At 63.4% G+C, this 25308-nt stretch carries 23 protein-coding genes; 14 read left to right on the top strand and 9 right to left on the bottom strand.

From position 1 onward, the window contains the following. Positions 1–70 precede the first annotated feature (70 nt). A complete protein-coding gene (locus tag FXB41_RS29755) occupies positions 71–388 on the top strand; it encodes a DUF1476 domain-containing protein (RefSeq protein WP_007591062.1) in 318 nt (105 codons plus the stop codon). Positions 389–406: 18 nt separating this feature from the next. On the opposite strand, the gene FXB41_RS29750 is transcribed toward FXB41_RS29755, so the two are convergent. Beyond that, entirely contained in the window at positions 407–901 is a 495-nt protein-coding gene (locus FXB41_RS29750) for a GNAT family N-acetyltransferase (protein ID WP_219684319.1), read from the bottom strand. Continuing rightward, positions 891–1475, bottom strand: coding sequence for a TIGR00645 family protein (locus FXB41_RS29745; RefSeq protein ID WP_007591065.1), 585 nt, complete (start codon positions 1473–1475; stop codon positions 891–893). Before FXB41_RS29745 ends, FXB41_RS29750 begins: the two co-directional genes overlap by 11 nt. Before the next feature lie 158 nt (positions 1476–1633). Here FXB41_RS29745 and FXB41_RS29740 point away from each other — a divergent pair, with 158 nt between their 5' ends. Both FXB41_RS29740 and FXB41_RS29735 read left to right on the top strand, forming a co-directional pair. Further along, on the top strand, positions 1634–1948 hold the full coding sequence (locus tag FXB41_RS29740) for a hypothetical protein (protein ID WP_219684317.1): 315 nt from the start codon (positions 1634–1636) through the stop codon (positions 1946–1948). Between the two features lie 667 nt (positions 1949–2615). After that, positions 2616–3551: a septal ring lytic transglycosylase RlpA family protein gene (locus tag FXB41_RS29735; protein ID WP_219684316.1), complete on the top strand. Its 936-nt coding sequence runs from the start codon at positions 2616–2618 to the stop codon at positions 3549–3551. Here FXB41_RS29735 and FXB41_RS29730 read toward each other — a convergent pair. After that, positions 3545–4501 carry an alpha/beta fold hydrolase gene (locus FXB41_RS29730; protein ID WP_219684315.1) on the bottom strand — a complete coding sequence of 319 codons (957 nt, stop codon included), beginning with the start codon at positions 4499–4501 and terminating at the stop codon, positions 3545–3547. The genes FXB41_RS29735 and FXB41_RS29730 overlap by 7 nt on opposite strands. 151 nt (positions 4502–4652) lie before the next feature. Here FXB41_RS29730 and FXB41_RS29725 point away from each other — a divergent pair, with 151 nt between their 5' ends. The 9 genes from FXB41_RS29725 to FXB41_RS29685 all read left to right on the top strand — a co-directional run bounded on the left by FXB41_RS29725 (position 4653) and on the right by FXB41_RS29685 (position 14429). Continuing rightward, complete coding sequence (locus tag FXB41_RS29725; protein WP_219684313.1) at positions 4653–5915, top strand: D-alanyl-D-alanine carboxypeptidase family protein; 1263 nt, start codon at positions 4653–4655, stop codon at positions 5913–5915. Between the two features lie 2 nt (positions 5916–5917). Beyond that, positions 5918–6604, top strand: a complete 687-nt coding sequence (tmk, locus tag FXB41_RS29720) for a dTMP kinase (RefSeq protein ID WP_007591078.1) — start codon at positions 5918–5920, stop codon at positions 6602–6604. Then, the gene (locus FXB41_RS29715) at positions 6601–7647 is read left to right on the top strand and encodes a DNA polymerase III subunit delta' (RefSeq protein WP_007591080.1); all 1047 of its coding nucleotides are present in this window, start codon (positions 6601–6603) and stop codon (positions 7645–7647) included. Before tmk ends, FXB41_RS29715 begins: the two co-directional genes overlap by 4 nt. A 109-nt stretch (positions 7648–7756) precedes the next feature. Beyond that, on the top strand, positions 7757–9739 hold the full coding sequence (metG, locus tag FXB41_RS29710) for a methionine--tRNA ligase (protein WP_219684311.1): 1983 nt from the start codon (positions 7757–7759) through the stop codon (positions 9737–9739). 13 nt (positions 9740–9752) lie between these two features. After that, complete coding sequence (locus tag FXB41_RS29705) at positions 9753–10529, top strand: TatD family hydrolase (RefSeq protein WP_219684310.1); 777 nt, start codon at positions 9753–9755, stop codon at positions 10527–10529. 13 nt (positions 10530–10542) lie between these two features. After that, positions 10543–11340 (top strand): MBL fold metallo-hydrolase, encoded by a 798-nt coding sequence (locus FXB41_RS29700; RefSeq protein ID WP_007591086.1) that lies wholly within the window; start codon positions 10543–10545, stop codon positions 11338–11340. A 166-nt stretch (positions 11341–11506) separates the two neighbouring features. Beyond that, positions 11507–12100 carry a TRAP transporter small permease gene (locus tag FXB41_RS29695; RefSeq protein WP_007591089.1) on the top strand — a complete coding sequence of 198 codons (594 nt, stop codon included), beginning with the start codon at positions 11507–11509 and terminating at the stop codon, positions 12098–12100. Positions 12101–12102: 2 nt separating this feature from the next. Continuing rightward, positions 12103–13416, top strand: a complete 1314-nt coding sequence (locus FXB41_RS29690; protein WP_219684309.1) for a TRAP transporter large permease — start codon at positions 12103–12105, stop codon at positions 13414–13416. A gap of 35 nt (positions 13417–13451) precedes the next feature. After that, complete coding sequence (locus FXB41_RS29685; protein WP_007591093.1) at positions 13452–14429, top strand: TRAP transporter substrate-binding protein; 978 nt, start codon at positions 13452–13454, stop codon at positions 14427–14429. Positions 14430–14623: 194 nt separating this feature from the next. Here the strand turns inward: FXB41_RS29685 and FXB41_RS29680 are convergent, their stop codons facing one another. Then, positions 14624–15529 (bottom strand): helix-turn-helix domain-containing protein, encoded by a 906-nt coding sequence (locus tag FXB41_RS29680; protein WP_007591094.1) that lies wholly within the window; start codon positions 15527–15529, stop codon positions 14624–14626. Between the two features lie 74 nt (positions 15530–15603). On the opposite strand from FXB41_RS29680, the gene FXB41_RS29675 reads away from it, so the two are divergent. Beyond that, positions 15604–16236 carry a hypothetical protein gene (locus FXB41_RS29675; RefSeq protein ID WP_219684307.1) on the top strand — a complete coding sequence of 211 codons (633 nt, stop codon included), beginning with the start codon at positions 15604–15606 and terminating at the stop codon, positions 16234–16236. Positions 16237–16357: 121 nt separating this feature from the next. Here the strand turns inward: FXB41_RS29675 and FXB41_RS29670 are convergent, their stop codons facing one another. The 5 genes from FXB41_RS29670 to FXB41_RS29650 form a co-directional block, all read right to left on the bottom strand. Then, positions 16358–17839, bottom strand: a complete 1482-nt coding sequence (locus FXB41_RS29670) for an NCS1 family nucleobase:cation symporter-1 (RefSeq protein ID WP_219684306.1) — start codon at positions 17837–17839, stop codon at positions 16358–16360. A gap of 317 nt (positions 17840–18156) precedes the next feature. Further along, positions 18157–18849 (bottom strand): TetR/AcrR family transcriptional regulator, encoded by a 693-nt coding sequence (locus FXB41_RS29665; RefSeq protein ID WP_219684304.1) that lies wholly within the window; start codon positions 18847–18849, stop codon positions 18157–18159. 165 nt (positions 18850–19014) lie between these two features. Beyond that, positions 19015–20664, bottom strand: coding sequence for an acyl-CoA synthetase (locus FXB41_RS29660; protein WP_219684302.1), 1650 nt, complete (start codon positions 20662–20664; stop codon positions 19015–19017). Between the two features lie 23 nt (positions 20665–20687). Then, positions 20688–22577: a TRAP transporter large permease gene (locus tag FXB41_RS29655; RefSeq protein ID WP_219684300.1), complete on the bottom strand. Its 1890-nt coding sequence runs from the start codon at positions 22575–22577 to the stop codon at positions 20688–20690. Between the two features lie 15 nt (positions 22578–22592). Then, entirely contained in the window at positions 22593–23612 is a 1020-nt protein-coding gene (locus FXB41_RS29650) for a TRAP transporter substrate-binding protein (RefSeq protein WP_219684298.1), read from the bottom strand. A gap of 456 nt (positions 23613–24068) precedes the next feature. Between FXB41_RS29650 and FXB41_RS29645 the strand changes: the two genes are divergently transcribed. After that, the gene (locus tag FXB41_RS29645; RefSeq protein ID WP_219684297.1) at positions 24069–25265 is read left to right on the top strand and encodes a M24 family metallopeptidase; all 1197 of its coding nucleotides are present in this window, start codon (positions 24069–24071) and stop codon (positions 25263–25265) included. Positions 25266–25308: the final 43 nt, after the last annotated feature.

Raw genomic sequence — 25308 nt, 5'->3', positions numbered from 1 at the left:
TTTGAACCACGGAGACGTTCGCTTCCAGCCAGTCCGACCCCGATCAGCGAAAACCGAAATGGAGCTGACCATGACCACGTTCGACAAGCGCGAGCAGGGCTTCGAGGCCCAATTCGTCCACGACGAGGAACTCATGTTCAAGGCCACGGCCCGGTCCAACAAGCTGCTCGGGCTCTGGGCCGCCACCCAGCTCGGCCTCAGCGGCGATGCCGCGGCCAGCTACGCGACGGCGTTGGTGACGGACCATCTGGAGAACCAGTCGATGGACGACGTCGTGGGCAAAGTCTCGGCCGATCTTGCCGCCAGGGGCGTATCGCGCGAACAGGTCGGCCAGAAGTTCCAGGAATGCCTGCAACAGGCGGTTCAGCAGCTCGCGGCAAAATCCTGAACGGCGCGCCGTCGGCGCTCACAGCTCCATGTAGACGATCTCGATCGGCTCGCCGCCGAGGCCGTGAGAGAATTGCCCTCTGCCAGTGCTTCTGAAGCCGTATCGTTGGTAGAAGACTTCGGCATTGATCGTGGCTTCGAGACGGATTGGTCCGCTATGTCCGTCACGCGCCTGGGCGACGCCGATGTCGAGCAATCGCTGGCCAAGCCCGGAGCCGGCGGCCTCGGGCAGTACGAACAATCGGGCGACCTCGCCCGGCTCGGCGTCGACGAAGCCGACGATGACGCCGTTGCGAAGGCAGACGGTCATGCGTCCCCTGGCGATGAGCTCTTGGTAGAAGCGGGGCGTGCGCTCACCCATCCAGTTCTCGATCTGCGCCGGCGAATAGCATCCGTGCGCCAGACCTGCGATTGAAGCCTTGGTGATGTCGAACACCGCTTTCGCATCGTCCGCGCGTGCCGCCCTGAAAGACAGCTCTCCATCGGCGGAGCGCGGGCGGTCATTACTCGGCATGTTTGCGCATTCCGGAGTCGCTGAGCTTGTCGACGTAGGCTATGCCTAGGGCCGAGACGATGAAGGTGAGGTGGATCAGCACCTGCCACATCACGCCAGTCTCGGTGAATCCGGCGCGGTTCGACCCGAGATTGCCGGCCTCGATAAAGGTGCGCAGGAGCGCGATCGAGGAGATGCCGATGATGGCCATGGCGAGCTTGATCTTCAGCACGCTCGCGTTGACGTGGCCGAGCCATTCCGGCTCGTCCGGATGACCCTGAAGGTCGAGCCGCGAGACGAAGGTCTCGTAGCCGCCGACAATGACCATCACGAGCAGGTTGGAGATCATCACAACGTCGATCAGCGCCAGCACGCTCATCATGATCTGCTGCTCGGTGAGATCAATCGCGTGCCAGGACAGATGCCAGAGCTCCTTCAGGAACAGCACGATGTAGACGCATTGCGCCACGATCAGACCGAAATAGAGCGGCAGCTGCAGCCAGCGCGAGCCGAAGATGATCATCGCGATCAAGCCCAGGCGCGGCAAGGGCAGGCGCGGTTCGGTGCGGAGTTCGGGTCCAGGCTCAACCGACATTCAGCAGCATCCTCGCACCAAGATCATCCCGCTTCCTGTAACCCGACAAGATGGCCCGCGGAAGACGTGAGGCGCCTGTCGCTTTCCGAGGACCGTGCTGTTTCGTGCTATCGTGCCCGAGCGGCCTTCGTGCGACGGCCAGGATCGGGAGGCGGGTGGTGGCTTGCGGACTATCTTGCGGAGTATCTAGCAGCAGCTTCGGCAAATGGCCCGGCGCGATCGCGCTCGCTGCTGCAATCCTGGTCGGCTGCGGCGGCGCTGAGGTATCGGCCACACCGCTGACGCCATTTCGCTACGAGGCGCAGGCGCAGCGTCATTGCCCGCACGACCGGGTCGTCTGGCTCGATTTCAGCAAAGGTGTCTACTACGGCAAAAGCCAGAAGCGGTACGGCCAGGGTTTTACCGGCAGCTTCGTCTGCTTGAGCGAAGCCCGCGACAGCCTCTATCGGCGTTCGCTGCTTGGACTGCGGTAAGCGTATTTTTCGTGCTGGGTGCTCAGGCGAAGGCCAATGCCACGAGGCTGGAGCACAGCAAGACCAAACCGCCGGCGGTCAATGCCAGGAAGCCATCGGATACGAGGTCATGGTTGCGCATGGGACACCTGCCGCTCTCGTCTGCGATGCTCGATCGGATCGATTAAAAATGTCCGAACGCGCCGTCTTGAAAGGGTGATGCTTGCCGTCCGCGCGAGTGCCTCAGGCCCTCGTGCGGTAACCTTCAAACGCGTGGGCCAGGAAGATCCCCGCGCTTACCAAACCCATCAGTGCCGAAACCGTCTCGATCATCGTCTCATTCCATTCCGCCCTGCACGCGAGAAAACGCGGGCGGCCTTGCACAGTCAAAAGAATTCCAGGGAGCGGCGCGACAATGGGGGTGGAGTGAGGATTTGGCGCAACAGAATGTCCAGCCGTGGCACAGAGCAGGGCGCCCGCGCCCCGTAGTTCAACGGGGCGAACGCATACGCCCCGTTTACCATCCCGGCGGGATCGTTGTGGGCTCCCCATTTCCGCCGTGTTCGGGTTGCGTTATCGTTACCACTTCCGACGCGGTGGTGGGCCGCCTTGGAGCAAAGGACCGGACAGCGCTGCCCGTAGTCAAAGCGGGTTAGGTACGCCTCCGGCAAAGTGGTATTTGGGGCGAATGGGGATCCGACGGTCAGATTCGGTTTTGCGGGCCGCGCGCGGTGTTGCGGCGGTCGCGACCTGCCTTGCGCTTGCCAATTGCGCATCCTCCAACAAATTCGCCAGCCGGGTCGATCCGAAATACGGCGTGTCCTCGAGCCCCCGGGTCGTGGCTTTGGGTGATCCGGTCCCGAAGGGCGGCGGCGCCTACCGCGTCGGCAAGCCCTATGTGGTGGGTGGCCGGACCTATGTTCCCGAAGAGGACGTCAACTACCGCGCCGAGGGAATGGCGTCCTGGTACGGCGACGATTTCCACGGCCGCCTGACCGCCAATGGCGAAGTGTTCGACATGGGCTCGCTGACGGCGGCGCATCCGACCCTGCCGATGCCCTCCTATGCGCGGGTGACCAACGTTTCGAACGGCAAGTCGCTGATCGTCCGCGTCAATGACCGCGGGCCCTATCACGGCAACCGGCTCATCGACGTCTCGAACAAGGCCGCCGAACTGCTTGAATTCAAAGGCAATGGGATCGCCAAGGTTCGTGTCGAATATGTCGGGCGGGCGCCGCTGGAAGGCTCCGACGACCGCCAGCTGATGGCCACCTTGCGCACCGGGACCCCGGCGCCGTCGCCCTCGATGGTCCGTGTCGCCTCGGCGAGGCCGTTCGTGCCGGAGCTGCCGTCGTCGAACCGCGGTGCCATGCGCGGCGAAGTTCCGACGCCGGAGGGACGGCCCTACAATCTCGGCAACACCTCCGCCGACATGGCTTCACTCAGTGCGACCTCGGAAATGTCGGCCTCGAGCCGCAACCGGGGCCGGGCGCTCCAGAACGCCCGCGCCGTGTCCTATGACGGGGACGGCCGCTATGCCACCGAGAGCACACCGTCCGGCGCCTACGCCTCGGACGGCGCTGCCGAGGCCCGCGGCATCCTGAGCGGCCGCGGCCTCTACTGAGCGGCGCTTTCCTTCAGGAAACTCACCAGCGCCGCATTCACCTCATCGGGCCGCTCCTGCTGGACCCAATGGCCGGCGCCCTCGATGATCAGCTTTCGTTTCAGATTGGGCAGCACGCGCTCGAGCTCGTTGATGCGCTTGGCTCCGATCAGGCCGGTGATGACGGCGTCTTTCGAACCGGCAATGAAGAGCGAGGGCTGATGGATCTGCGCATCCTGCCAGGGCGCCGTCAGCTCCCAATTGCGGTCGAGGTTGCGATACCAGTTCAACCCGCCACGAAAACCGGACTTGCGGAAGGTTTCGGTGAAATAGGCAAGGTCAGTCTCGCTGAGCCAGGCCGGCAGAGGCTCCTCCGGGTTGCAGTGGCCGAGGAATCCCTTGCCGTCCAGCACGAACATGGCTGCGGTGGGATCGGCAAGGCCGCGCCCGCCGAGCACGATGCGCATGGTGCGCGCGACGTCACGCTCGAACTCGGCTTCGGCAACGCCGGGCGCCTGGAAATACTGCCAATAGAAATTGGTGATGCCGCCCTGGCGCAGGAGGTCAAGCGGCTTGCCGCGGCCGCGGAACGGCGGCGGCACGCTCAGGCCGGCGACCGCCGTGAAGATGTCGGGCCGGAACAGCGCCGTGTGCCAGGCCACCGGAGCACCCCAGTCGTGACCGACCACCATCGCTTTGCTCTCGCCGAGCGCCTGCACGAGGCCGACGATGTCGCCGACCGTGTCGAAGATCGAATAGGCCGTCGCCTCGGGCGGCGCTGAGCTTTGGCCGTAGCCGCGCATGTCAGGGGCGACGACGCGAAACCCGGCCTGCGCCAGCGCCGGGATCTGGTGGCGCCAGGAATAGGAGAGTTCCGGCCAGCCGTGGCACAGCACCACCAGCGGACCCTGACCGGCTTCACGGATGAACAGATCGATGCCGTTGGCCTTGATCACGCGGGTGGAGGACATCGCTTTTCCGCCTTGTTTCAGGGGTTTGGTCAGAAAATCTGAGGTGCCACGATAGGGGCGGGACGAGAATCGTGCAATCTCGGGACAAGCGGCCACCCCGTGTTGTTCGCACCCGCTCCAACTGTTAGAACGCCGCTCTCAGGGCTTGGCCATGGAATTTCATCTTTCCTCGTTTGGGCGCACCCGGTTCACCGCCGGAGCGCTGGCGCGCGGGCTGATCGCGACGGCTCTGGTGGCGACCATCGGCTGGGGCGGGGCGCTCTACGCCGCCAACCAGAGCGTCCAGGGCGCCAAGAAAACAGATGATGCCGGCTTCGACGGCGACGCCCCGACCGCGATCCTGATCGAGGCCTCCAGCGGCAGCGTGCTGTTCGAGAAGAACGCCGACGAACTGCGCGCCCCCTCCAGCATGATGAAGCTGATGACCGCGGAGGTCGTCTTCAACGCCATCAAGAAGGGCGACATCAAGCTGACCGACGAATACCGGATCAGCGAGAACGCCTGGCGCAGGGGCGGCGCACCCTCCGGCGGGTCGACCATGTTCGCCGCGATCAACAGCAAGGTCACGGTCGACGATCTCCTGCACGGGGCGATCATCCAGAGCGGCAACGATGCCTGCATTGCGCTGGCCGAAGCCATGGCAGGTAACGAACGGATTTTCGCCGCCGACTTCATGACCAAGCGCGCCCGCGAGCTTGGCCTGACGAAGTCGACCTTCGGCAATTCCAACGGCTTGCCCGACCCCGCCAACAAGATGACGGTGCGCGAGCTCGGCATCCTCGCCCGGCACATCATCCTCGACTTCCCCGAATTCTACAAACTGTTCGGCGAGAAGGAATACACCTGGAACAAGATCCGCCAGCCCAACCGCAATCCGCTGCTCAATTCGATGGAAGGCGCCGACGGACTGAAGACCGGCTACACCAAGGAAGGCGGCTACGGCATGGTCGGCTCGGCGGTGCAGAACGGCACGCGGCTGATCGTCGTCGTCAACGGGCTGGAAGACCCCGAAGATCGCGCCACCGAAGCCAAGAAGATGCTGGAATGGGGTTTTCGCAATTTCGAGACCCGCACCCTGATCGCGGCCGATCAGCCCGTCGGCTACGCCAAGGTGTTCGGCGGCGAGAGCCGCTCGGTGAAACTGGTCGCCAAGACGCCCGTGAAAGTGATGGTGCACAAGAACGGCACCGACAAGCTGATCGCGCGCGTCGTCTATAGCGGTCCGGTGCGCGCGCCGGTCGAGGCTGGGCAGAAGGTCGGGCTGGTCAGGGTCTGGCGCAGCGGCAACATCGCGGTGGAGACGCCGGTCTATGCCGCTGACGCGATCGGCACCGGCTCGACCGTACGGCGTGCAATCGACGGCGCCAGCGAGCTCGTGATCGGCATGTTCCGTGCGGGCGCCGAGAAGCTCTGATCATGAGTGAAAGCGCGGTCAAGTGGCCGTCCGGACGCGGGCGTTTCGTCACCTTTGAAGGCGGCGAGGGCACGGGCAAGTCGACCCAGATCAAGAAGCTCGCCGACCGTCTCAAGGCGGCCAGGATGCGCATCCTCGTCACCCGCGAGCCGGGGGGCTCGCCCGGCGCGGAGATCATGCGCCACCTCGTGCTGTCAGGCATGGGCAAGCTGCTCGGACCCGAGGCCGAGACGCTGCTGTTCGCGGCGGCCCGCGACGACCATGTCCGCACCGTGATCCAGCCTGCGCTCAACCAGGGCACCTGGGTGCTCTGCGACCGCTTCGCCGATTCGACGCGGGCCTATCAGGGCAGCCTCGGCCAGGTGCCGGCGGCGCTGATCAACGCGATGCAGCGGGTCACGATCGGCGATCTCAAACCGGACCTCACCATCATTCTGGACCTGCCGGTCGAGATCGGCTTGCAGCGCGCGGCCGCTCGCCGCGGCAGCGGCACGCCAGACAGGTTCGAGGCCGAGAAGCTCGGTTTCCATCAGGGCCTGCGCGAGGCCTATCGCAAGATCGCAGCGGACGATCCTGCGCGCTGCGTGCTGATCGACGCCAATTCTGACCCCGACACGGTTGCCGGGCGCGTCTGGACCGCGCTGCGCGATCGCCTGCTTCCGACGCCGGCATCGGTGGTGTCCATATGAGCCCGCGTCAGACCGAGCGCGAAACTGCCATGTCTCATCCGCGCGAGACGAGCGTTCTGTTCGGCCATCGCGAGGCCGAGACCGCGCTGCTGGCCGCCTATCGCAGCGGGCGCATCCCGCATGCCTGGCTGATTGGCGGGCCGCAAGGCATCGGCAAGGCGACGCTGGCATATCGGATGGCGCGCTTCGTGCTCGCTCACGGCCAGCCGTCCGCTCCCTTCGTGCAGCGCGCCGAAGACCTCGCCATCAATCGTGATGACGCCGTGGCGCGGCAGGTGGCGGCGAGCTCGCATGGTGGCCTGCTGACGCTGGAGCGCACCGCCAATGATCGCGGCGTGATGCGCACCGTGATCACCGTGGACGAGACGCGCGAGACGATCGGCTTCTTCGGCTCGACCGCAGCGGCCGAAGGCTGGCGTGTCTGCATCGTCGACACCGTCGACGAGCTCAATCCGAATGCCGCCAACGCGCTGCTGAAAATTCTCGAGGAGCCGCCGCAGCAATCGCTGTTCCTGCTGGTGAGCCACGCGCCGGCGCGTGTGCTCGCCACAATCCAGTCGCGCTGCCGCAAGCTGCGCCTGCGCGCGCTCGCAACCGACGACGTGATTGCTGCAGCCGCAACAGCTGCCGATCTCGACCCGAATGATCCGGCGTTGCGCGAGGCGGCGGAGGCGTCCGAGGGCAGCGTCGCGCGGGCGCTGACGCTGCTCGGCGGTGACGCCCTGAAGCTCCAGCAGCGCACGGCCGCGCTGCTGGCGCGGCTGCCGCAGGTCGATCCGCGCGAATTGCACACGCTCGGCGAATCGCTCGGCACCAGCGACCGCGTTGCGCTTGCCGCCTTCATCGACGGCATCGATCGCTGGATCGCGGAACGCCTGCACGCCGACGAGGCGAATGCCAACCAGAATCTGCCGCGCCTTGCGCGCCTAGCTGAGGTATGGGAAAAGATCGTCCGGGCCGCGCGCGACACCGAAACCTACAATCTGGAGCGAAAGCCCTTGGTTTTCTCGGTGTTCGGCTGGCTGGCGGACGCGACGCGCTAGAGCATGATCCGGAAAACTGTGCAGCGGTTTTCCGATGGGGCCATGCTCAAGACGATAAACTAACGCAGGTTCGTTTCCAAATTTCGAGAAGCCGGTAAAGGAATTCGTCGTGGCAGCGCGAGCTAAGAAAACCGCCAAGGGCAAGAGCAGCAAGAAGAAGGCTGCCACGAAGGCCGTCAAGAAAGCCGCGAAGAAGGCCGTGAAGGCGCGCACACCCAAAGCTGCCAAAAAGGTCAAGAAAGCCACGAAGACCAAAAAGACAGCCGCCAAGAAAAGCGGGAGGAAGAGCGCCGCGAAGACGGCGAAGAAGCAGGTCGTTGCAAAGAAGCCGGTGAAGACAGCGACCAAAAAGCTAGCCAAGGCCTCGGCAAAAAAAGAGGCTTCGGCGAAGAAGATAGCCAAGACGGCAAAGGTGGCTACGCCTGCCGTGACCGCCACACCAGCTCCTGTCGCCGCGCCGCCGAAGCCCAATGTCTCGAAGCCCAAGGCTCCGCGCGCGCCGAAGTCCATCGCAGCGCCGCAGGCCAACACGCCCATGGCCGTCCCCGCGCGCGACAACGTCTTCTACATCACGACCGCCATCGCCTATCCCAATGGCAGCCCACATATCGGCCACGCCTACGAGGCGATCGCGACCGATACGTTGGCGCGGTTCGCGCGGCTCGACGGCAAGGACGTGTTCTTCCTGACCGGCACCGACGAGCACGGCCAGAAGATGGTTCAGACCGCGGCCAGCGAAAAAATGTCCGTCTCGGAGCTAGCAGCCCGCAATGCCGGCCGCTTCAAGCAGATGGACGAGCGCCTCGACGTGTCGTTCGACCGTTTCATCCGCACCACCGAGGAACAGCATCATCGCTCCAGCCAGGAGATATGGCGGCGCATGGAAGCGAACGGGGATATCTATGCCGACATCTATGCCGGCTGGTATTCCGTGCGCGACGAAGCCTATTACGCGGAGGACGAGACGCGCCTGAACGACGACGGCGTGCGGCTCGGGCCGCAGGGCACCCCGGTCGAATGGGTCGAGGAGAAGAGCTACTTCTTCCGCCTGTCGGCCTATCAGGACAGGCTGCTCAAGCTGTACGAGACGCAGCCCAATTTCATCGGCCCCGACTCCCGCAAGAACGAGGTGGTGAGCTTCGTCAAGGGCGGCCTGCGCGATCTGTCGATCTCGCGCACGACGTTCGACTGGGGCGTCAAGGTGCCCGGCGACGAAGAGCACGTGATGTATGTCTGGGTCGACGCGCTCACCAACTACATCACTGGCGTCGGTTTCCCCGACGAGAGCGACAAGAACTGGCGTTATTGGCCTGCCGACGTGCACATCATCGGCAAGGACATCATCCGCTTCCATGCGGTGTACTGGCCGGCTTTCCTGCTGTCGGCCGGGATCCCGCTTCCGAAGCGGGTCTATGCCCATGGTTTCCTGTTCAGCAGGGGCGAGAAGATGTCGAAGTCGGTCGGCAACGTGGTTGATCCCTTCAACCTCGCCGACCAGTACGGCGTCGACCAGATGCGCTATTTCTTTCTGCGCGAGGTCCCGTTCGGCCAGGACGGCAACTACAATCACGAGGCCATCGTCGCGCGCATCAATGCCGATCTCGCCAACGATCTCGGCAACCTCGCGCAGCGCTCGCTGTCGATGATCGCCAAGCAGCTCGGCGGCGTGCTCCCGGAGCCCGGCGAGTTCAGCGACAACGACAAGGCGATCCTGTCACAAGCTGACGGCATGCTCGCGGCGTCTCGCGAAGCGATGGCGACGCAGCAAATCCATCACTGGCTCAATGCCGTATGGGCTGTGGTCGCCGAAGCCAACCGCTATTTCGCGGGCGAAGCGCCGTGGGCGCTCGCCAAGACCGATCCTGTCAGGCAGAGGACGGTGCTCTATGTCACCGCCGAAGTCGTGCGCCAGATCGCGATCCTGGCCCAGCCGGCGATGCCGACGGCCTCGGGATTGCTGCTGAACAGCCTCGGGATCCCCGAAGGGGAGCGCAACTTCGCTGCGCTCGGCGGCGCAACGCGCATCGCGCCAGGTACGACGCTGCCCGCGCCGACGCCGGCCTTCCCGCGCTACATCGAGCCGGCAGCCTGAGGGCGTTCGCACCATGTTGGTCGACAGCCACTGCCATTTGGATTTTCCGGACTTTGCGGAGGATCTCGACGGGATCGTGTCGCGGGCGCGAGCGGCTGGTATCGGCCGCATGGTCACCATTTCGACGCGGGTGAGAAAGCTGAACCAGCTTCTGGCCATCGCCGAGCGCTACGACGACGTCTATTGCTCGGTCGGCACCCATCCGCACAACGCGGACGAGGAAGACGGCATCGCGCCGGACGAGCTGATCGCACTGACGCAGCACCCCAAGGTCGTCGCGCTCGGCGAAGCCGGGCTCGACTATTTCTACGACAACGGCTCGCCGGAGGCGCAGGCGAGGGGCTTTCGTGCCCACATCGCCGCCGCCCGCGCCACCGGCTTGCCGCTGGTGATCCACACCCGCGAGGCGGATGAGGATTGCGGCCGTATCCTGGAAGAGGAGACGGCAAAGGGATCGTTTCGCGCGGTGTTGCATTGTTACACCGGCGGGCGCGAGCTGGCGCTGAAGGCGGTCTCGCTCGGGCTCTATATCGGCTTCACGGGCATCCTGACCTTCAAGAAGTCCGAGGCCTTGCGCGCGCTTGCGGCCGAACTCCCGTCCGACCGTATTCTGGTTGAAACGGATTCGCCCTATCTTGCGCCGGGCAAGTTCCGGGGCAAGCGCAACGAACCGGCCTACGTGGTCGAGGTCGCAAAAGTGCTCGCCGAAACACGCGGCGTGTCGTTTGACGAGATCTCGCGCCAGACAAGCGAAAACTTCTTTCGCCTGTTCTCCAGGGTGAAAGCTTAGAACTGGGAGCCGCATGACGCTGACGCTGACGATCCTGGGCTGCGGCTCCTCCGCCGGCGTGCCGCGCCCGGCACTCGGCTGGGGTGCCTGCGATCCCAACAATCCCAAGAACCGCCGTCGCCGCTGTTCGCTGCTGGTCGAGCAGACATCGGACGAGGGCACCACGCGTATCGTGATCGACACCTCGCCGGACCTGCGCGAGCAATTGCTCTCGACCAATGTCGACCACATCGATGCAGTGTTCCTGACCCACGAGCACGCCGATCAGACCCATGGCATGGACGATCTGCGTTCGGTGGTGATGCACATGCGCCGGCGGATTCCGACGTATCTCAACCAGACGACTGCGAACGACATCATGTCGCGGTTCTCCTATTGCTTCGTCTCGCCGGCGGGCAGCGATTACCCGCCGATCCTGACGGCGCAGTCGATCGAGGCTGGTGAAAGCCAGACCATCCAGGGGAAGGGCGGCCCGGTGACGATGACCGCCTTCCTGGTGCAGCATGGCAACATTCCTGCGCTGGGCTATCGCATCGGCGATGCCGCCTACACACCCGACCTCAACGACATCCCGCGCGAGAGCTGGGGCGCCCTGGAAAATCTGGATCTCTGGATCGTCGATGGCCTGCGCTACACCAGCCATGTCAGCCATTTCAGCATCAACGACGCGTTGTCCTGGATCGAGCGCTTCAAGCCGAAGCGCGCCGTCATCACCAACATGACGGCCGACGTCGATTATGAGGTGATCCGGCAGTCGCTGCCGGCGGGAGTGGTGCCCGCGTATGACGGGCTGCGGCTCGAGACCCGCTGAACCTGCGGTGGAAATTCCGGCGAGAGCCGGCATACTCCTTGCTTGCGCTGGCCCCATCATGTTGATCTAACGTCTGAAAGACAGGGCGCTGGGCAGGGGCGATATTCATGCAGGACCGGCGCGCGACGTGCGATCGCCGGGACCGTCTGAATCGCCTCGTGTGAGGATGGGGATCGCGTTGGCAGGGGACGATGTCACGAGCCGGGGACCGGTGCGACGCGCGCTGGATCTCCTTTATCTCGGTGCGGGCTACGCCGCCGGCGCCTTCATGGTTGCGATCTTTGCAATCATGATGATCATGTCGATCGGGCGCCAGTTTGCGGTCAACATTCCCGCCGGCGATGATTTCGCCTCCTGGTGCATGGCCGCGATGGCATTCCTCGGCCTCGCTCACACCTTCAAGCGCGGCGAGATGATCCGGGTCGGCCTGCTGCTGGAGCGTTTGCATGGGCGCTCCAAACAGGTTGCGGAGGTCGTGGCCCTCGGCATTGCCGCTGCTTTCATCCTCTATTTCACCCGGCATGCCGTGCAGATGACCTACGATTCCTGGCGCTTCAACGACGTGGCGCAGGGCGTCGTCGCGCTTCCGCTCTGGATTCCGCAGCTCGGGTTTTCCGGCGGACTCGTGATCCTGTCGATCGCGCTCATTGATGAAATGGTCAGTGTCGTCAGCGGCAACCGGCCGAGCTACGAGAAGGGCTCGCCGGACGAGACCCCGGACGAATTCATCGAACGCATCTCACAGGGCGGCGGAGGTTGACGATGGCCAATCTCGGCATGATCGAACTGTCGTTCATTCTGCTCGGCGTCATGATCGTGCTGCTGGGAAGCGGCATCTGGATCGCGGTCTCGCTCGGCCTCGTCGGCTTCGTAGCGATGGCGCTGACCACGAGCCTGCCGCTCGGCTCGGTGCTTGCGACCACGACATGGAGCGCAAGCTCGTCATGGACGCTCGCCGCGCTGCCGCTGTTCATCTGGATGGGCGATATCCTCTTCCGCACTAAATTATCCGAGGAGATGTTTCGAGGCCTGTCGCCCTGGGTGCAGTGGCTGCCGGGGCGTCTGACCCATGTCAACGTGATCGGCTGCGGCATCTTCGCGGCGGTGTCGGGCTCATCGGCGGCGACCTGTGCAACCATCGGCAAGATCGCGCTGCCCGAACTGGACAAGCGCGGTTACGACAAGGGCCTCAGTCTCGGCTCGCTCGCTGGCTCCGGCACGCTCGGCCTGCTGATCCCTCCGTCGATCCCGATGGTGGTCTATGCGGTCACGGCGAATGTCTCCGTGCTTCAGGTGTTCCTCGGCGGCTTTCTGCCCGGCGTGCTCGTGATGGTGCTCTATTCCGGCTACATCATCATCTGGTCGCTGCTGAACCCGAAGAAGATTCCGCCGCGCGATCCCCCGATGCCGTTTCGCCAGAAGCTGCGCGAGTCGGCCAGGCTTGCGCCCTGCCTGTTGCTGATCCTGGCGGTCTTCCTCTCGCTCGTGCTCGGCTTTGCGACGGCGACCGAATGCGCCGCCTGGGGCGTTTCGGGCGCGCTGCTGCTGGCGTGGTGGAGCCGCACGCTCACGCGCAAGAACTTCCTCGAGAGCATCATGAGCGCGACGCGCCTGACCTGCATGATCATGCTGATCCTGGCGGGCGCTGCCTACACGACCGCAGCGATGGCCTATACGGGCATTCCGGCGGCTCTCGCCACCTGGGTCCAGGGCCAGCAGCTCACGCCGGGCATGCTCGCGCTGTATCTGAGCATCATGTACATCATCCTGGGATGCCTGATCGACGGCATCTCGATGATCGTCCTGACCGCCGTGATCGTGCTGCCGATGGTCAAGCAGGCCGGTCTCGACCTGGTCTGGTTCGGCGTCTATCTCATCATCCACGTCGAGATGGCGCAGATCACGCCGCCGGTCGGTTTCAATCTGTTCGTGCTCCAGAACATGAGTGGGCGTGATACCTTGACCGTCGCGCGGGCGGCGTTCCCGTTCTTCGTGCTGCTGCTCGCGGCCGTGTTCATCATCACGGAATATCCGCAGATCGTGATGTTCTTGCCCAAGCTCGCTTTCCCAGACTGAGCGTACCGTTTGAATTGACTGTGAGGAGAAGCCCGATGATGTCTCGTTTATTCCGCGCATCCCTGATCGCCGGCGCCGTGCTGGCCGCGACACCCGCTTTGGCTCAGACCAAATGGAATCTGCCGGCGGCGTATCCGGCCGACAATCCGCACTCCGAGAACCTCGTTGCCTTCGCCAAGGACGTCGAAGCCGCCACGTCCGGCAAGCTCCAGATCACGGTCCATCCGGGCGCCTCACTGTTCAAGGCGCCCGACATCAAGCGCGCGGTGATGACCGGGCAGGCGCAGATGGGCGAAGTCTTGCTGTCGATCCACGAGAACGAGGATCCGGTATTCGGGGTCGACGTCGTGCCGTTTCTGGCGACCAGCTTCCCGGACGCCATGAAGCTGTACCAGGCGTCGAAGCCGCTGATTACGAAGAAGCTGGAGGCGCAGGGGCTCAAGCTCCTGTTTGTCGTGCCGTGGGCGCCGCAGGGCGTCTATGTCAGCAAGCCGCTTGCGACCATCGAAGACATGAAGGGCCTGAAATGGCGGGCTTATAACGTTGGAACTGCGCGCATCGGCGAACTGGTCGGTGCGCAGTCCGTCACCATTCAGGCCGCCGAGCTGCCGCAGGCACTTGCGACCGGCGTCGTGAACTCCTTCATGTCGTCAGGCGGCACAGGCTACGATGCGAAGGCATGGGAGTCGCTGAAGTACTTCTATGACGTGCAAGCCTGGATCCCGAAGGACTACACCTTCGTCAACAAGGCTGCGTTCGAGGCGCTCGACAAGCCGACCCAGGAGGCCATCCTCAAGGCCGCCGCGACCGCGGAAACCCGCGGCTGGAAGGCTTGGCAGGACAAGAGCACCTGGTACATCGATCAGCTCAAGGCTAAGGGCATGACGGTCGAGCCGCCGAGCCCGGCCCTGAAGGCCGGCTTCCAGAAGATCGGCGAACAGCTCACCGCCGACTGGCTCAAGAAGGCGGGAGCCGACGGCCAGGCTTTGGTTGACGCCTACAAGAAGATGTGAGGGCAGGAATATCTTCCGTTCGCTTTCGCGACGCGAGCGGAAGGTCTCTCCCGTATCAGCGGCAATTGTCTACCAGGCAAGATCACCAGGCGTAACGCAGCACGGCCTTGCTGGTGGGAGCGCTCCGGGGAGCGGAGCCGAAAACCTCGCACCGGCGACACGGCCGCTGCGTTCCTGGACATGGTCATCCGGGATTAAGCTTTGCGGACCAGTCGCCAGCGTCCTGGCGTGGCACCCGTTGCTGCTGAGAACGCTCTGGTAAAATGGCTCTGATCCGCGAAGCCGCATTTGATGGCGATTTCCGTGAGCGATAGCGGCGAGCTTGCCAGCAGGCTCTTGCTTTGCTCGATACGCTGATTCATCAACCATCGATGCGGCGGTGTTCCCGTGCTGACTCTGAATGCTCGGGCGAAGTGGGCGGCTGACACGCCACACTCAGCGGCAATTCGGGCCAACGCGATCTCGCCATCGAGATTTGCGCGAAGGAGTGCCTTCGCGGTCCGAAGTTGCCATGGCGCCAATCCGCTGCGGTGAGAGCGATTGCGAGGTTGGCCGACGGCATAGGTCTTGAGAAAATGCGTGTTGAGCGCCATCGCGACGTGGCCCACGAAAAGCTCGTTGGCCTCATGCGGACTTTCGAGCGCCGGCAGAAGGCAAGCACCCAGATGAGCCATGACTGGATCCATGAAGTTCGCGCCCGCGCCAACGTCATATTCAACGCGGCCAAGATCAAGCTGGTTCGCCAATTCATTTAGCGTGCCGTGCGGCAGATACAGGTAGAGAAAGTCAAAGGGATCGCGGAAGTGAACGACCGTTTCACATCGCAGATCGTAGATACTCGTCTCGTCCTTCAACGCGCCCTTGGGTGCGGATCGACCATCCAGCCACGACTCGGCTCTCTGATACTGCAGCCGAAGGCAAAGTGCGAAGGCCTCGTCCGGAGGCGATGGCAGCGTCGGATCGCCGACCGGTCCGGAATATGCCATTCGCACCGCGGCGAATGTTCCCTTTTGTAGCGACTTGACGAGGCCCGAGCTCGGCTCGCTGATCATTGGAAATAGCTTCGCTAGCCGGTCGCCGTAGAGGCCATCATCGCTCATGATGTGTCTCCAATGCGCGGCCGAACGCGACCGACCCACTCTGCGTTCGGTTTTGATGCCCTTGCCTGATTTCCTTGCAGGCCGGTTTCGATCAATCGTGGCTCAGGACGTTCAAGCACCTCGGGTCGGATGACCTTAGATCTAGGCAACTGTTCAACTTTCACGTTGGTTGCCTCCGGGGAGCATTGATGTATTTTAAGACGATCAAACCGCACGCCATGTCGGGGTCGGCGCAGACCAATCTGTCTTTCCTGGAAGATGTCGTCCGCGCGGCCCGTTCTCGGTTCGCCGCGCTTGTGGACAAACTCGCTGGATTGCAAGCCAGGCCAATATCGAAGACCGCAAGCGAGTGGAGTTCACATGACGATAATCCGGGTAGCCGCGCGGTCGGTCTGGCGACCGTGACCGATGATCTGCTCGCGATCGTCACCGTGATGGATCGGATGGCAGGCGAGCTCCTGCTGGAATCCGAGCAACTATGGGCCTCGGTCGGATTTGTTTCCGGCAACGTCCACAAGATCGCCTTTGGACGATGGCGGTTGCTCAGTAGCCGGAAGCGGAACGATCTGTTCGCCGCCGCGATCGACGACAGGCTGAGGCGCACGCCGCGCTTGGTGATCTCGCTGTTGGAGATTGCTACCATCCTGGAGGAAGCGGTTGCAGACTTGCATCCAGTCCAGACCGGCGAAGGGGCTCGCAGCAGGTAACGATATCGCCACCGATCATCGCGACGTCGTATCTGGCTAGCATGCGCGTTCGACCGAACGCGCATGCCAAGAGTATTGCGGGGCCGCCGCCCACATGGCGATGGATCCGCAACTTCGAACGTCATTCGCCCGCCCCGACAATGACGGAAACCGGCCTTTGCTCCTTCGAGAGGGCTCGGTAGATCAGTCCGCCGGCAGTGGCCCCGATGAGCCAACCCCAGTCGCCGACGTTGAAGATCAGTCCATAGGCGCCTGCCAGCGAGAGTCCGATCGACAGAGTGCCGGACACCGCAAGTGCAATCAGCGCCTTGTAGTTCCAGCCGCCGTCGTAATGGAATTCACCGGCTGGTGACATTGTATAGAGGTCCTCCAGCACGACGATTTCCTTTTTCACGAGATAGTAGTCGGCGATCATGATGCCGAACATGGGCCCGAGCGCAGAGCCGAAGATGCTGACGAACAGCGTGATGGCCGACGGGCTGGCCACGAACAGCCAGGGGCAGACGAGTACCGACAGGATCGACGTGATGAGGCCTCCCAGCCTGAAATTGATGCGCTGGGGATTCAGGTTGGAGATGTCGTAAGCCGGCGAAACGAAATTCGCGACGATGTTGATGCCCATCGTCGCGACGATGAACGTGATCGATCCGATAACGACGACGAACGGATTGCCGATCTTCTCCACGATCAGCACTGGATCCATGATCGCCTCGCCAAACACCTTCAGCGTACCGGCCGTCACGATCACTGTGATGATCGAGAAGACCAGGAAATTGACGGGAAGCCCGAGCAGATTGCCGGTTTTCATGGCTCGCTCATCCTTGCCGAACCGGGCGAAGTCGCCGAAATTGAGCAGGAGCGCCGAGAAGTAGGCCACGATCAGCATCGCGGCATTCGCCATCACGCCAATCGTCGCCGCGGTTGTGGCGGCCGGCGGGCTGAGTTGAAGGGACAGGCTTGAGAAACCGGCCTGCCATAACATCCAGGTCGCCAACGCGAACATGACGACGTAGACCACGGGTCCGCAGAAATCGATGAAGCGGCGGATGCGCTCCATCCCGCTGAGGAAGATGAGAAGTTGGAACAGCCACATGAAAAGGAAGCTGAACCATGCGAGCGTCGACAGGCCGGCGATGCTGTTGTGCGTGAGATCGGCGGCCGACGGCATCAGAGTGACGATCAGGACTTGCACCGCCTTCGAGGCGAAGTAGGTCTGCACGCCGTACCAGACAATGCCGACGACGCCCCGCACCATGGCGGCGAGATTGGCGCCCATCACCCCGAACGAGATGCGGGCCACGACCGGGAACGGAATGCCGTAGCGTAGCGAGGGCCGTCCGATCAGGTTCATCAGGAAGTAGACCGCCGTGATACCCACCAGCATCGAGATCAGCACCTGCCAGCCTGTCAGGCCGAGAAAGAACAGGCTCGCCGCGAATGTGTAGCCGCCCACGGAATGGACGTCCGACATCCACATCGCAAACAGGCTGAAGACACCCCAGGTTCGGCCCTCAGGCGCGGTTGGAGCAAGGTCGTGATTGTAAAGCTTTGGATGGGCGCCGGTGATGATCAGCGTGGGAACGTCGCCGCTGTTGGATGACATGTCCTCTACCTCGGATTTGCTGGCGCAGGGCAACGGCGTTGGAAGCCGCAGTCCCTGCTATGGGTGCTCGCACTTTGCGGAAGATCGGGTCGAAGCAAGCGACATGCCATTTTATAACGATCGATAAAATCATTTTACGATCGATAAAATATTTTTACAAACACGAATTTCGGATCTGGCGCCGGCTACCGGCGCAAAAACGCCTCGCTGCAACCGGAAATCCAGTTCCGTTCTGGCTAGGATGTCCCGCACGTGAGCGTAATGGCGGAGAGGGGGAAACAGGGCCGCTGGCGAAAAACGAACGGCCGAACAAAGGGCTAGGCGCCAGCCTCGGCAGGGCCCGAAAGACCAAGTCCGCCGAGAACCAGCTGGACGATCGTCGCCTTGGCCGCGGTGTAGTCGGCCTCTTCGAGCTGTCGCTTACCTTTCATGATGATCATCTGGCTGGAATAATCGGCATAGGCCTGGGTCATCGCCCAGATGCAGAAGAAAAGATCGACGGCGCTGATCGGCCGAATCGCCCCGCTGGCGGTCCATTGGTCGAGCGTCTTGACCTTGTCGAGCAGCAACGGGGTCGAGACTTTTTCAATGAAGCTGCCGATGAATTGAGCGCCGCTGATGATTTCGTTGGCATAGATGCGCGACAGATGCGGGTGATCTCGCGAGAAATCGATCTTCCTGCTGATGTAGCGCACGAGGATGGTCTCGACATCGGACGTCATGTCGAGACTGTCCATGTCTCGTGCCCACATGTTCATCGCACGTTCCAGCACCGCGCGATACAGATCCTCCTTGTCTTCGAAATAATAGTAAATGTGGGGTTTCGCGATCGATGCTTTTTTAGCGATCAGGGCCGTCGTCGCTCCGCGAAAGCCGAAATGCCCAAAGACGAACTCTGCCGCATCGAGGATTTTTCCCTCGATGTTCGGGCCCGGCGCTGCCTTGCGACCGCCTTTTGGCGCGCGGCGGATGCGAAAGAGCTTCAACTTGTCGGCGGGGATGGCTGCCATAAAGCCTCGATAGGGAGCTTTGCCTTCACCGGCGAAGGCTGAGCGGGATCGGTCGCCGGATTGATGTCGGCGATTCCGGCTGGACGTTGCCTTGCCTGTCCAGCTTTATCAAGCAATTAGGACGGCAGGGACCTCTCAATGCGTTGCCAGACTCATGGAATCGGCTCAGGCCGAGATCGCCTTCGCCGATCCCGCTTCGTTGCGCAGCAGGAATTTCTGGATCTTTCCCGTTGACGTTTTCGGGATCGGTCCGAACACCACGGCCTTCGGCGTCTTGAAGCCGCTCATATGCGAGCGGCAGAAGGCGATGATGTCGGCTTCGCTCGCGCTCGCGCCGTCCTTCAGCTCGACGAAGGCGCAAGGCACTTCGCCCCATTTCGGATCGGGCTTTGCGACCACGGCGGCGAACAGCACGGCGGGATGCTTGTAGAGGATGTCCTCGACCTCGACGGAGGAAATGTTCTCGCCGCCGGAGATGATGATGTCCTTGGAGCGATCCTTGATGATGACGTAACCATGCGCATCGAGCACGCCAAGATCGCCGGTGTGAAACCAGCCGCCTTCGAAGGCTTCCTTCGTCGCCTTGTCGTTCTTGAGATAACCCTTCATCACGATGTTGCCGCGGAACATGACCTCGCCGATGGTCTCGCCGTCGCGCGGCACTTGCCTCATGGTCTGGGGATCGATGACGGTGACGGCTTCCTCGAGCGGGTAGGGCACGCCCTGCCGTCGCTTCAGGCTGGCGCGCTCGGCTGCGGGCAGATCATCCCAGCCAGGCTGCTCGGCGCAGACGGAGGCGGGGCCGTAGACCTCGGTCAGGCCATAGACGTGCGTCAGCTTGATGCCGATGCTCTCGGCGCCCTCGAGCACCGCGACCGGCGGCGCGGCACCGGCGATCAGGCCGACGACGTGGCGGGCGGCGCCGCCCTTCGGGGCATCGGGCGCGTTGATCAGGGTGTTGTAGACGATCGGCGCGCCGCACATGTGGGTGACGCCGTGCTGCTTGATCAGCTCGAAGATCTTCGTCGGCTCGACCTTGCGCAGGCAGACATTGATGCCGGCAGCCGCCGCAATGGTCCAGGGGAAGCACCAGCCGTTGCAGTGGAACATCGGTAGCGTCCAGAGATAGACCGGATGCTGGCCGAGTTGGCCTGCGAGAATATTGCTGACGGCATTCAGATAGGCGCCGCGATGATGGGTGACGACGCCCTTGGGATTGCCCGTGGTGCCCGAGGTATAGCTCAGTGCGATCGCGTCCCATTCGTCGCCCGGCAGGATCGCCGCGAAGTCAGGATCGCCTTGCGCGAGCGCGGCCTCATACTCGATCTCGCCGATGCGCCCGCCGCCCTTGAAGGCAGCGTCGTCGACGTCGATCACGAACGGTTTTGGGCCACTCATCTGTGACAGCGCATCGGTGATGACGCCGGAAAACTCGGGGTCGACCAGAATGATCTTTGCGCCGCCATGGTCGAGCTGAAATGCAATCGAAGGCGCATCGAGCCGAATGTTCAGCGCGTTGAGCACGGCACCCGTCATGGGGACGGCGAAATGCACCTCGTTCATCGCCGGAATGTTCGGCAGCATCGCCGCGACGGTGTCGCCGACGCCGATGCCCTTGCCGGCAAGATACGAAGCAAAGCGCTTGCAGCGCTCATGCGTCTCGCGCCAGGTGAAGCTGCGCCCCTCGTAGACCGTGCTGACATGATCGGGATAGACCGCGGCGCTGCGTGCGAGGAAGCTCAACGGGCTCAGCGGCACGTAGTTGGCGGGCGTCTTGTCGAGGCCGATATTGTACTGGTTCTGCCGCTCACTCATCGACACCTCCCTCACGCGCCGGCCTACAGGAATCCGATGGAGATCCACGGAAACACGGCGACGACGATCAATCCTACCAGTAGCGCCAGCAGATAGCCCCAGATCGGCCTGATGCCTTCGGCCGGATCGACGCGTCCAATGGCGCAGGCGGCATAATAGCCAACCCCAAAGGGCGGGGCGAATAGCCCGATACCCATGGCGAGAATGATCACCATGGCATAGTGCACCTCGTGCACGCCGACCGCACGCGCAATCGGAAACAACAGCGGCCCGAACAGCACGATCGCGGGGATGCCCTCCAGCACACTGCCGAGGATGGTGAAGGCCAGGATCGAGACGGCGATGAAGGTCGCCGCGCCGCCCGGCAATCCGGTCATGGCGGACGCCAGCGAGCGCGAGAAGCCTGATTGCGTCAGGCCCCAGGCCATGCCGGTGGCCGTGCCGATGATCAGCAGGATCGCGCCCGACAGCGCAGCGGTCTCGACCAGCATCGGAAACAGCCGCCGCCAGTCGAAGCGGCGGTAGACGAGCAGGCCGACCAGGGCGCCATAGACGATGCCGATGGTGGAGACTTCGGTGGCGGTCGCGATGCCTTCGACCACGGCGTAGCGGATCACGAAGGGCAGCGCGAGCGCGGGCAGGGCGATGACGAAGGTCTTGCCGATCTCGCCGCCTGTGGCGCGGCGGACATGGCTCATGTCCTCGTGGCGGTAGCGCCACCACACCAGCATGCACAGCGTGATCGCGAGCACCACGCCGGGCAAGAGGCCGCCGGTGAACAAAGCGGCGATCGAGACGCCGGTGACCGAACCGATCGTGATCAGCACGAGGCTCGGCGGAATGGTCTCGGTCTGCGCGCCGGTCGCCGCCAGAAGCGCGACGAGATCGCCGGGCTTGGCGCCGCGCTGTTTCATCTCCGGGAACAGCACGGGCGCGACCGCGGCCATGTCGGCCGCCTTGGCGCCGGAGATGCCGGAGACCAGGTACATCGCGCCGACCAGGACGTAATGCAGTCCGCCGCGGACATGGCCGAGCAGGCTCGCTAGGAACGCCACCATGGCCCGTGCCATGCCGGTCATTTCAATCAGGAGCCCCAGGAATACGAACAGCGGCACCGAGAGCAAAATGAGGTGGCTCATGCCCTCGTCCATCCGCCCGACCAGCACCATGACCGGCGTGCGCGTGGTCAGTGCCAGATAGCCGAAGATGGCGAGGCCGAAGCCGAACGCGATGGGAACGCCGGCAAAGACGCAGAAGCCGGCGACGCCGACGAAGAAGATGACGAGGTTGAGGTTGCCGAGCGGTCGCAGATAAGGCTGCGCCAGCCAGAACAAGCCGACGACGATGGCAACGGACACCACGGCCGTCAGCACCATGCGGTAGTCGGCTGCGCGCAGCAGCCGCAACAGCGCGAACACCGCCATCAGGCAGATGCCGGCCGGCAGCGCCGCGGCGCGCCACATATTGGAGATCTGCAGCGCCGGCGTGGTGATGAAGCTTTCCTCGTAGGCGTAGTCCCAGGACGGCCAGACGATCAGCGCCAGGAAGGCCAGCGCCGCGCAGGTCGCGACCAGATCGAGCCAGGCCCGCGTGGCCGGCTTGGCGCTGCCGACGACCGCAGTCATGCGCATGTGCTCGGAGCGGCGGAACGCGACCGCCGCGCCCAGCATGGCGAGCCACAGGAACAGGATCGAGGCGAGCTCGTCCGACCAGATCAGCGGCCGGTCCAGGCCGTAGCGCGCGACCACGCCGGCAAACAGGATCGCGATCTCGGCGACCACCAAAATGGCCGCAGGGATTTCGACGAGGAGGCCGAGTGCGCGCTCCGTCGAGGCCAGCAACGAAGGTCGGCGAGGGGACCGAACAGTCGCCTCGCCCGCCACTCCGCTCCCTTCGACCTCAACATGAGCCATGACGGCTCCAACGCGTTACGACAGCTTGCCGACGGCCTTTTCCAGCAGGTCCCAGGCCTGATCGCCATATTTGCCTTTCCACTCGGCATAGAAGCCGGCGGACCGCAGCTTGTCGCGGAACGGCGCAACGGCGGGCAGGTTGAAGGTCAGGCCCTTGCCCGCGAGCTCCTGCTGCAGATTGGCATTGAGCTTGGCGGTGTCCTCACGCTCCTTGACCGCGGCCGCATTGATGTTCTTGGCGACGACCGTGCGAATATCCTCCGGCAGCGCGCTCCAGGCCTTGCGATTGGCCAGGAACCAGAAGCCGTCCCACATGTGGTTGGTGAGCGAGCAGTATTTCTGGACTTCGTAGAGCTTGGCGGTCGAGATGATCGCCAGCGGGTTCTCCTGGCCCTCGACGATCCTGGTCTGCAGCGCGGAATAGACCTCGGCGAAATTGATCGAGGCGGGCGCCGCATCGAACGCCTTGAACATCGAGGTCCACAACGGCGACACCGGCACGCGGATCTTGAAGCCCTTGAGATCGTCCGGACCGGTGATCGGCTTGCTCGACGACGTGGTCTGGCGGAAGCCGTTGTCCCAGATCTTGTCCATGACCTCGAGCCCGGCCTTCTTGATCTCGCCGCGGACAAAGGCGCCGAGATCGCCGTCCATGGCCTTCCAGACCGTGCCGTAGTCCGGGAACGCGAAGCCGATGCCGTTGATGGACGCCGCCGGCACCAGGGTCGACAGGATCAGCCCCGACAGCGTGAAGAACTCGACGCCGCCGGACCGGATCTGGCTCAGCATGTCGGTGTCGGACCCGAGCTGGTTGTTCGGAAAGATCTGGAGGTCGAACTTGCCACTGGTCTCGGCCTTGATCGCCGCCGCCATCTCCTTGGCGCGCACGTTCAGCGGATGGGTGTCCGGCAGGTTGTTGGCGTATTTGTAGGTGAACTCGGCGCTCTGGGCGCGGGCCACATGGGGCGCACTGAGGCCGCCCAGGACCGCGGTCGCGGCGGAGGCCTTGAGAAGCGTGCGGCGGGAAAAGCTCATGGGTCTGCTTCCTCGGAAAGTTTGTTGTTGTTCTGAGATGCAAACCTATACGGACGGACGGTCAGAAGGTCATCTGCGATCTCACGAAGCTTCGCTTATTGCAGCCGGACATCGTCACGGCAATATCGGCTTTCGGAGGCATGGACCGGATTCAAAAACGCGAAAACAACCCCATGCACAGTAGCGGTCGAAAGTCGGGGCGAGGTGCGACGGCCGACCTGGAAGAGACGAGGAACGAAGGTCCGATGCGAGGAATTCTAGCTAAACAACTGATCTGATTATATATAAATATATTCCATAATATACCTTATGCGAATCGTAGATATGGCTGTGCAGATCAGGCCAGATCATTCCGCAGCTACCCAGAACCCCGCTCTCGGCTCACACTTGGTGCCAAACAAGCCCCGGGCAAACCGCGGCAGCGGTTGATGCCCACGCCACCATGGGAGGTTCGTCATGCAGGAGAACGTCGCCCGCGCAGACCGCTCGCGCGCCATTCCATTCGATGCCGCCAAGCTCGACCGCCTGATGGAGGCCGCCGGCCTCGACGTTCTGGTCGCGACCTCCAAGCACAATGTGCAGTACCTGCTGGGTGCCGACCGCGCGATCTTCTTCGACTACATGGATGCGCTGGGCGTCAGCCGCTATCTGCCGGTCCTGGTCTATCCCAAGGGTGCGCCGGAGAAAGCGGTCTATATCGGGCACCGGCTGGAGACCCATCAGCGCGCTGTTGCGCCGCCCTGGGTGGCGCAGGTCCGGACCGAGTCCAACGGCTCGGTCGATGCGATCACGCGGGCCGTCAGCCTGATCCGCGGCGCCGGCGTGCCCCTGAAGCGAGTCGGGGTCGAGATGGCGTTCCTGCCGATGGATGCAGGCCGGGCGCTCAGTGACGCCCTGCCCGGTGCCGAGCTCAAGGACGCGCTGCTGGTGCTGGAGCGGCTGCGTGCGGTCAAGTCGGCGGAGGAGCTGGCAAAACTCAAGACGGCGTCCGAACTGGTGACCGCCTCGATGCTGGCGGTGATCGCCGGGCACGGGCCGGGCACGACCAAGCAGCAATTGTCGGACGCCCTGCGGATCGCCGAAGCCAATCGAGGGCTGACCTTCGAATACTGCCTGCTCGCCTGCGGCAACAGCCACAACCGGGCGCCGTCGGCGCAGCGCTGGGAGCAAGGTGACGTGCTGTCGCTCGATTCCGGCGGTAATTATCACGGCTATATCGGCGACCTCGCGCGCATGGCCGTGCTCGGTGATCCCGATACCGAGCTGAAGGACTGTCTGGCCGAGATCGAAGCGGTCCAGCGCGCGGCCTTCGCCGCGGTGCGGCCCGGCGCCATGGGCGGCGACATCTACGTCGCGGCCGAGCGGCAGCTGGCGAAAATCACCCAGCGCGACTGCACGGAGTTTCTGGCCCACGGCATGGGCCTCGTTAGCCACGAGGCCCCTCGCCTGACCGCCAAGGGTCCGGTTCCCTACGACGACACCGACGCCCGGCTGCCGCTCGAAACAGGCATGGTGGTGTCGATCGAGACCACGATGAAGCATCCGAAGCGTGGGTTCATCAAGCTCGAGGACACGGTCGCAGTGACGGCGACGGGATATGAGATTTTTGGCGAGGGTGGCCGCGGCTGGAATTTGGGTGGAAGCACACGTTGATCTGAGACCCTCATGGTGAGGAGCGCGGAACGCGCGTCTCGAA

The sequence above is a fragment of the Bradyrhizobium canariense genome, from assembly GCF_019402665.1.
GTDB classification, from domain to species: Bacteria; Pseudomonadota; Alphaproteobacteria; order Rhizobiales; family Xanthobacteraceae; genus Bradyrhizobium; species Bradyrhizobium canariense.
This window is presented reverse-complemented; position numbering and strand designations above follow the sequence as displayed.

What these genes read in the sequence shown, in the direction of transcription:
- FXB41_RS29755 (WP_007591062.1), top strand. Translation starts at nt 71, where the DNA reads ATGACCACGTTCGACAAGCGCGAGCAGGGCTTCGAGGCCCAATTCGTC.
- FXB41_RS29750 (WP_219684319.1), bottom strand. Translation starts at nt 901, where the DNA reads ATGCCGAGTAATGACCGCCCGCGCTCCGCCGATGGAGAGCTGTCTTTC.
- FXB41_RS29745 (WP_007591065.1), bottom strand. Translation starts at nt 1,475, where the DNA reads ATGTCGGTTGAGCCTGGACCCGAACTCCGCACCGAACCGCGCCTGCCC.
- FXB41_RS29735 (WP_219684316.1), top strand. Translation starts at nt 2,616, where the DNA reads ATGGGGATCCGACGGTCAGATTCGGTTTTGCGGGCCGCGCGCGGTGTT.
- FXB41_RS29730 (WP_219684315.1), bottom strand. Translation starts at nt 4,501, where the DNA reads ATGTCCTCCACCCGCGTGATCAAGGCCAACGGCATCGATCTGTTCATC.
- FXB41_RS29725 (WP_219684313.1), top strand. Translation starts at nt 4,653, where the DNA reads ATGGAATTTCATCTTTCCTCGTTTGGGCGCACCCGGTTCACCGCCGGA.
- tmk (WP_007591078.1), top strand. Translation starts at nt 5,918, where the DNA reads ATGAGTGAAAGCGCGGTCAAGTGGCCGTCCGGACGCGGGCGTTTCGTC.
- FXB41_RS29715 (WP_007591080.1), top strand. Translation starts at nt 6,601, where the DNA reads ATGAGCCCGCGTCAGACCGAGCGCGAAACTGCCATGTCTCATCCGCGC.
- FXB41_RS29705 (WP_219684310.1), top strand. Translation starts at nt 9,753, where the DNA reads ATGTTGGTCGACAGCCACTGCCATTTGGATTTTCCGGACTTTGCGGAG.
- FXB41_RS29700 (WP_007591086.1), top strand. Translation starts at nt 10,543, where the DNA reads ATGACGCTGACGCTGACGATCCTGGGCTGCGGCTCCTCCGCCGGCGTG.
- FXB41_RS29695 (WP_007591089.1), top strand. Translation starts at nt 11,507, where the DNA reads ATGGGGATCGCGTTGGCAGGGGACGATGTCACGAGCCGGGGACCGGTG.
- FXB41_RS29690 (WP_219684309.1), top strand. Translation starts at nt 12,103, where the DNA reads ATGGCCAATCTCGGCATGATCGAACTGTCGTTCATTCTGCTCGGCGTC.
- FXB41_RS29685 (WP_007591093.1), top strand. Translation starts at nt 13,452, where the DNA reads ATGATGTCTCGTTTATTCCGCGCATCCCTGATCGCCGGCGCCGTGCTG.
- FXB41_RS29680 (WP_007591094.1), bottom strand. Translation starts at nt 15,529, where the DNA reads ATGAGCGATGATGGCCTCTACGGCGACCGGCTAGCGAAGCTATTTCCA.
- FXB41_RS29670 (WP_219684306.1), bottom strand. Translation starts at nt 17,839, where the DNA reads ATGTCATCCAACAGCGGCGACGTTCCCACGCTGATCATCACCGGCGCC.
- FXB41_RS29665 (WP_219684304.1), bottom strand. Translation starts at nt 18,849, where the DNA reads ATGGCAGCCATCCCCGCCGACAAGTTGAAGCTCTTTCGCATCCGCCGC.
- FXB41_RS29660 (WP_219684302.1), bottom strand. Translation starts at nt 20,664, where the DNA reads ATGAGTGAGCGGCAGAACCAGTACAATATCGGCCTCGACAAGACGCCC.
- FXB41_RS29655 (WP_219684300.1), bottom strand. Translation starts at nt 22,577, where the DNA reads ATGGCTCATGTTGAGGTCGAAGGGAGCGGAGTGGCGGGCGAGGCGACT.
- FXB41_RS29650 (WP_219684298.1), bottom strand. Translation starts at nt 23,612, where the DNA reads ATGAGCTTTTCCCGCCGCACGCTTCTCAAGGCCTCCGCCGCGACCGCG.
- FXB41_RS29645 (WP_219684297.1), top strand. Translation starts at nt 24,069, where the DNA reads ATGCAGGAGAACGTCGCCCGCGCAGACCGCTCGCGCGCCATTCCATTC.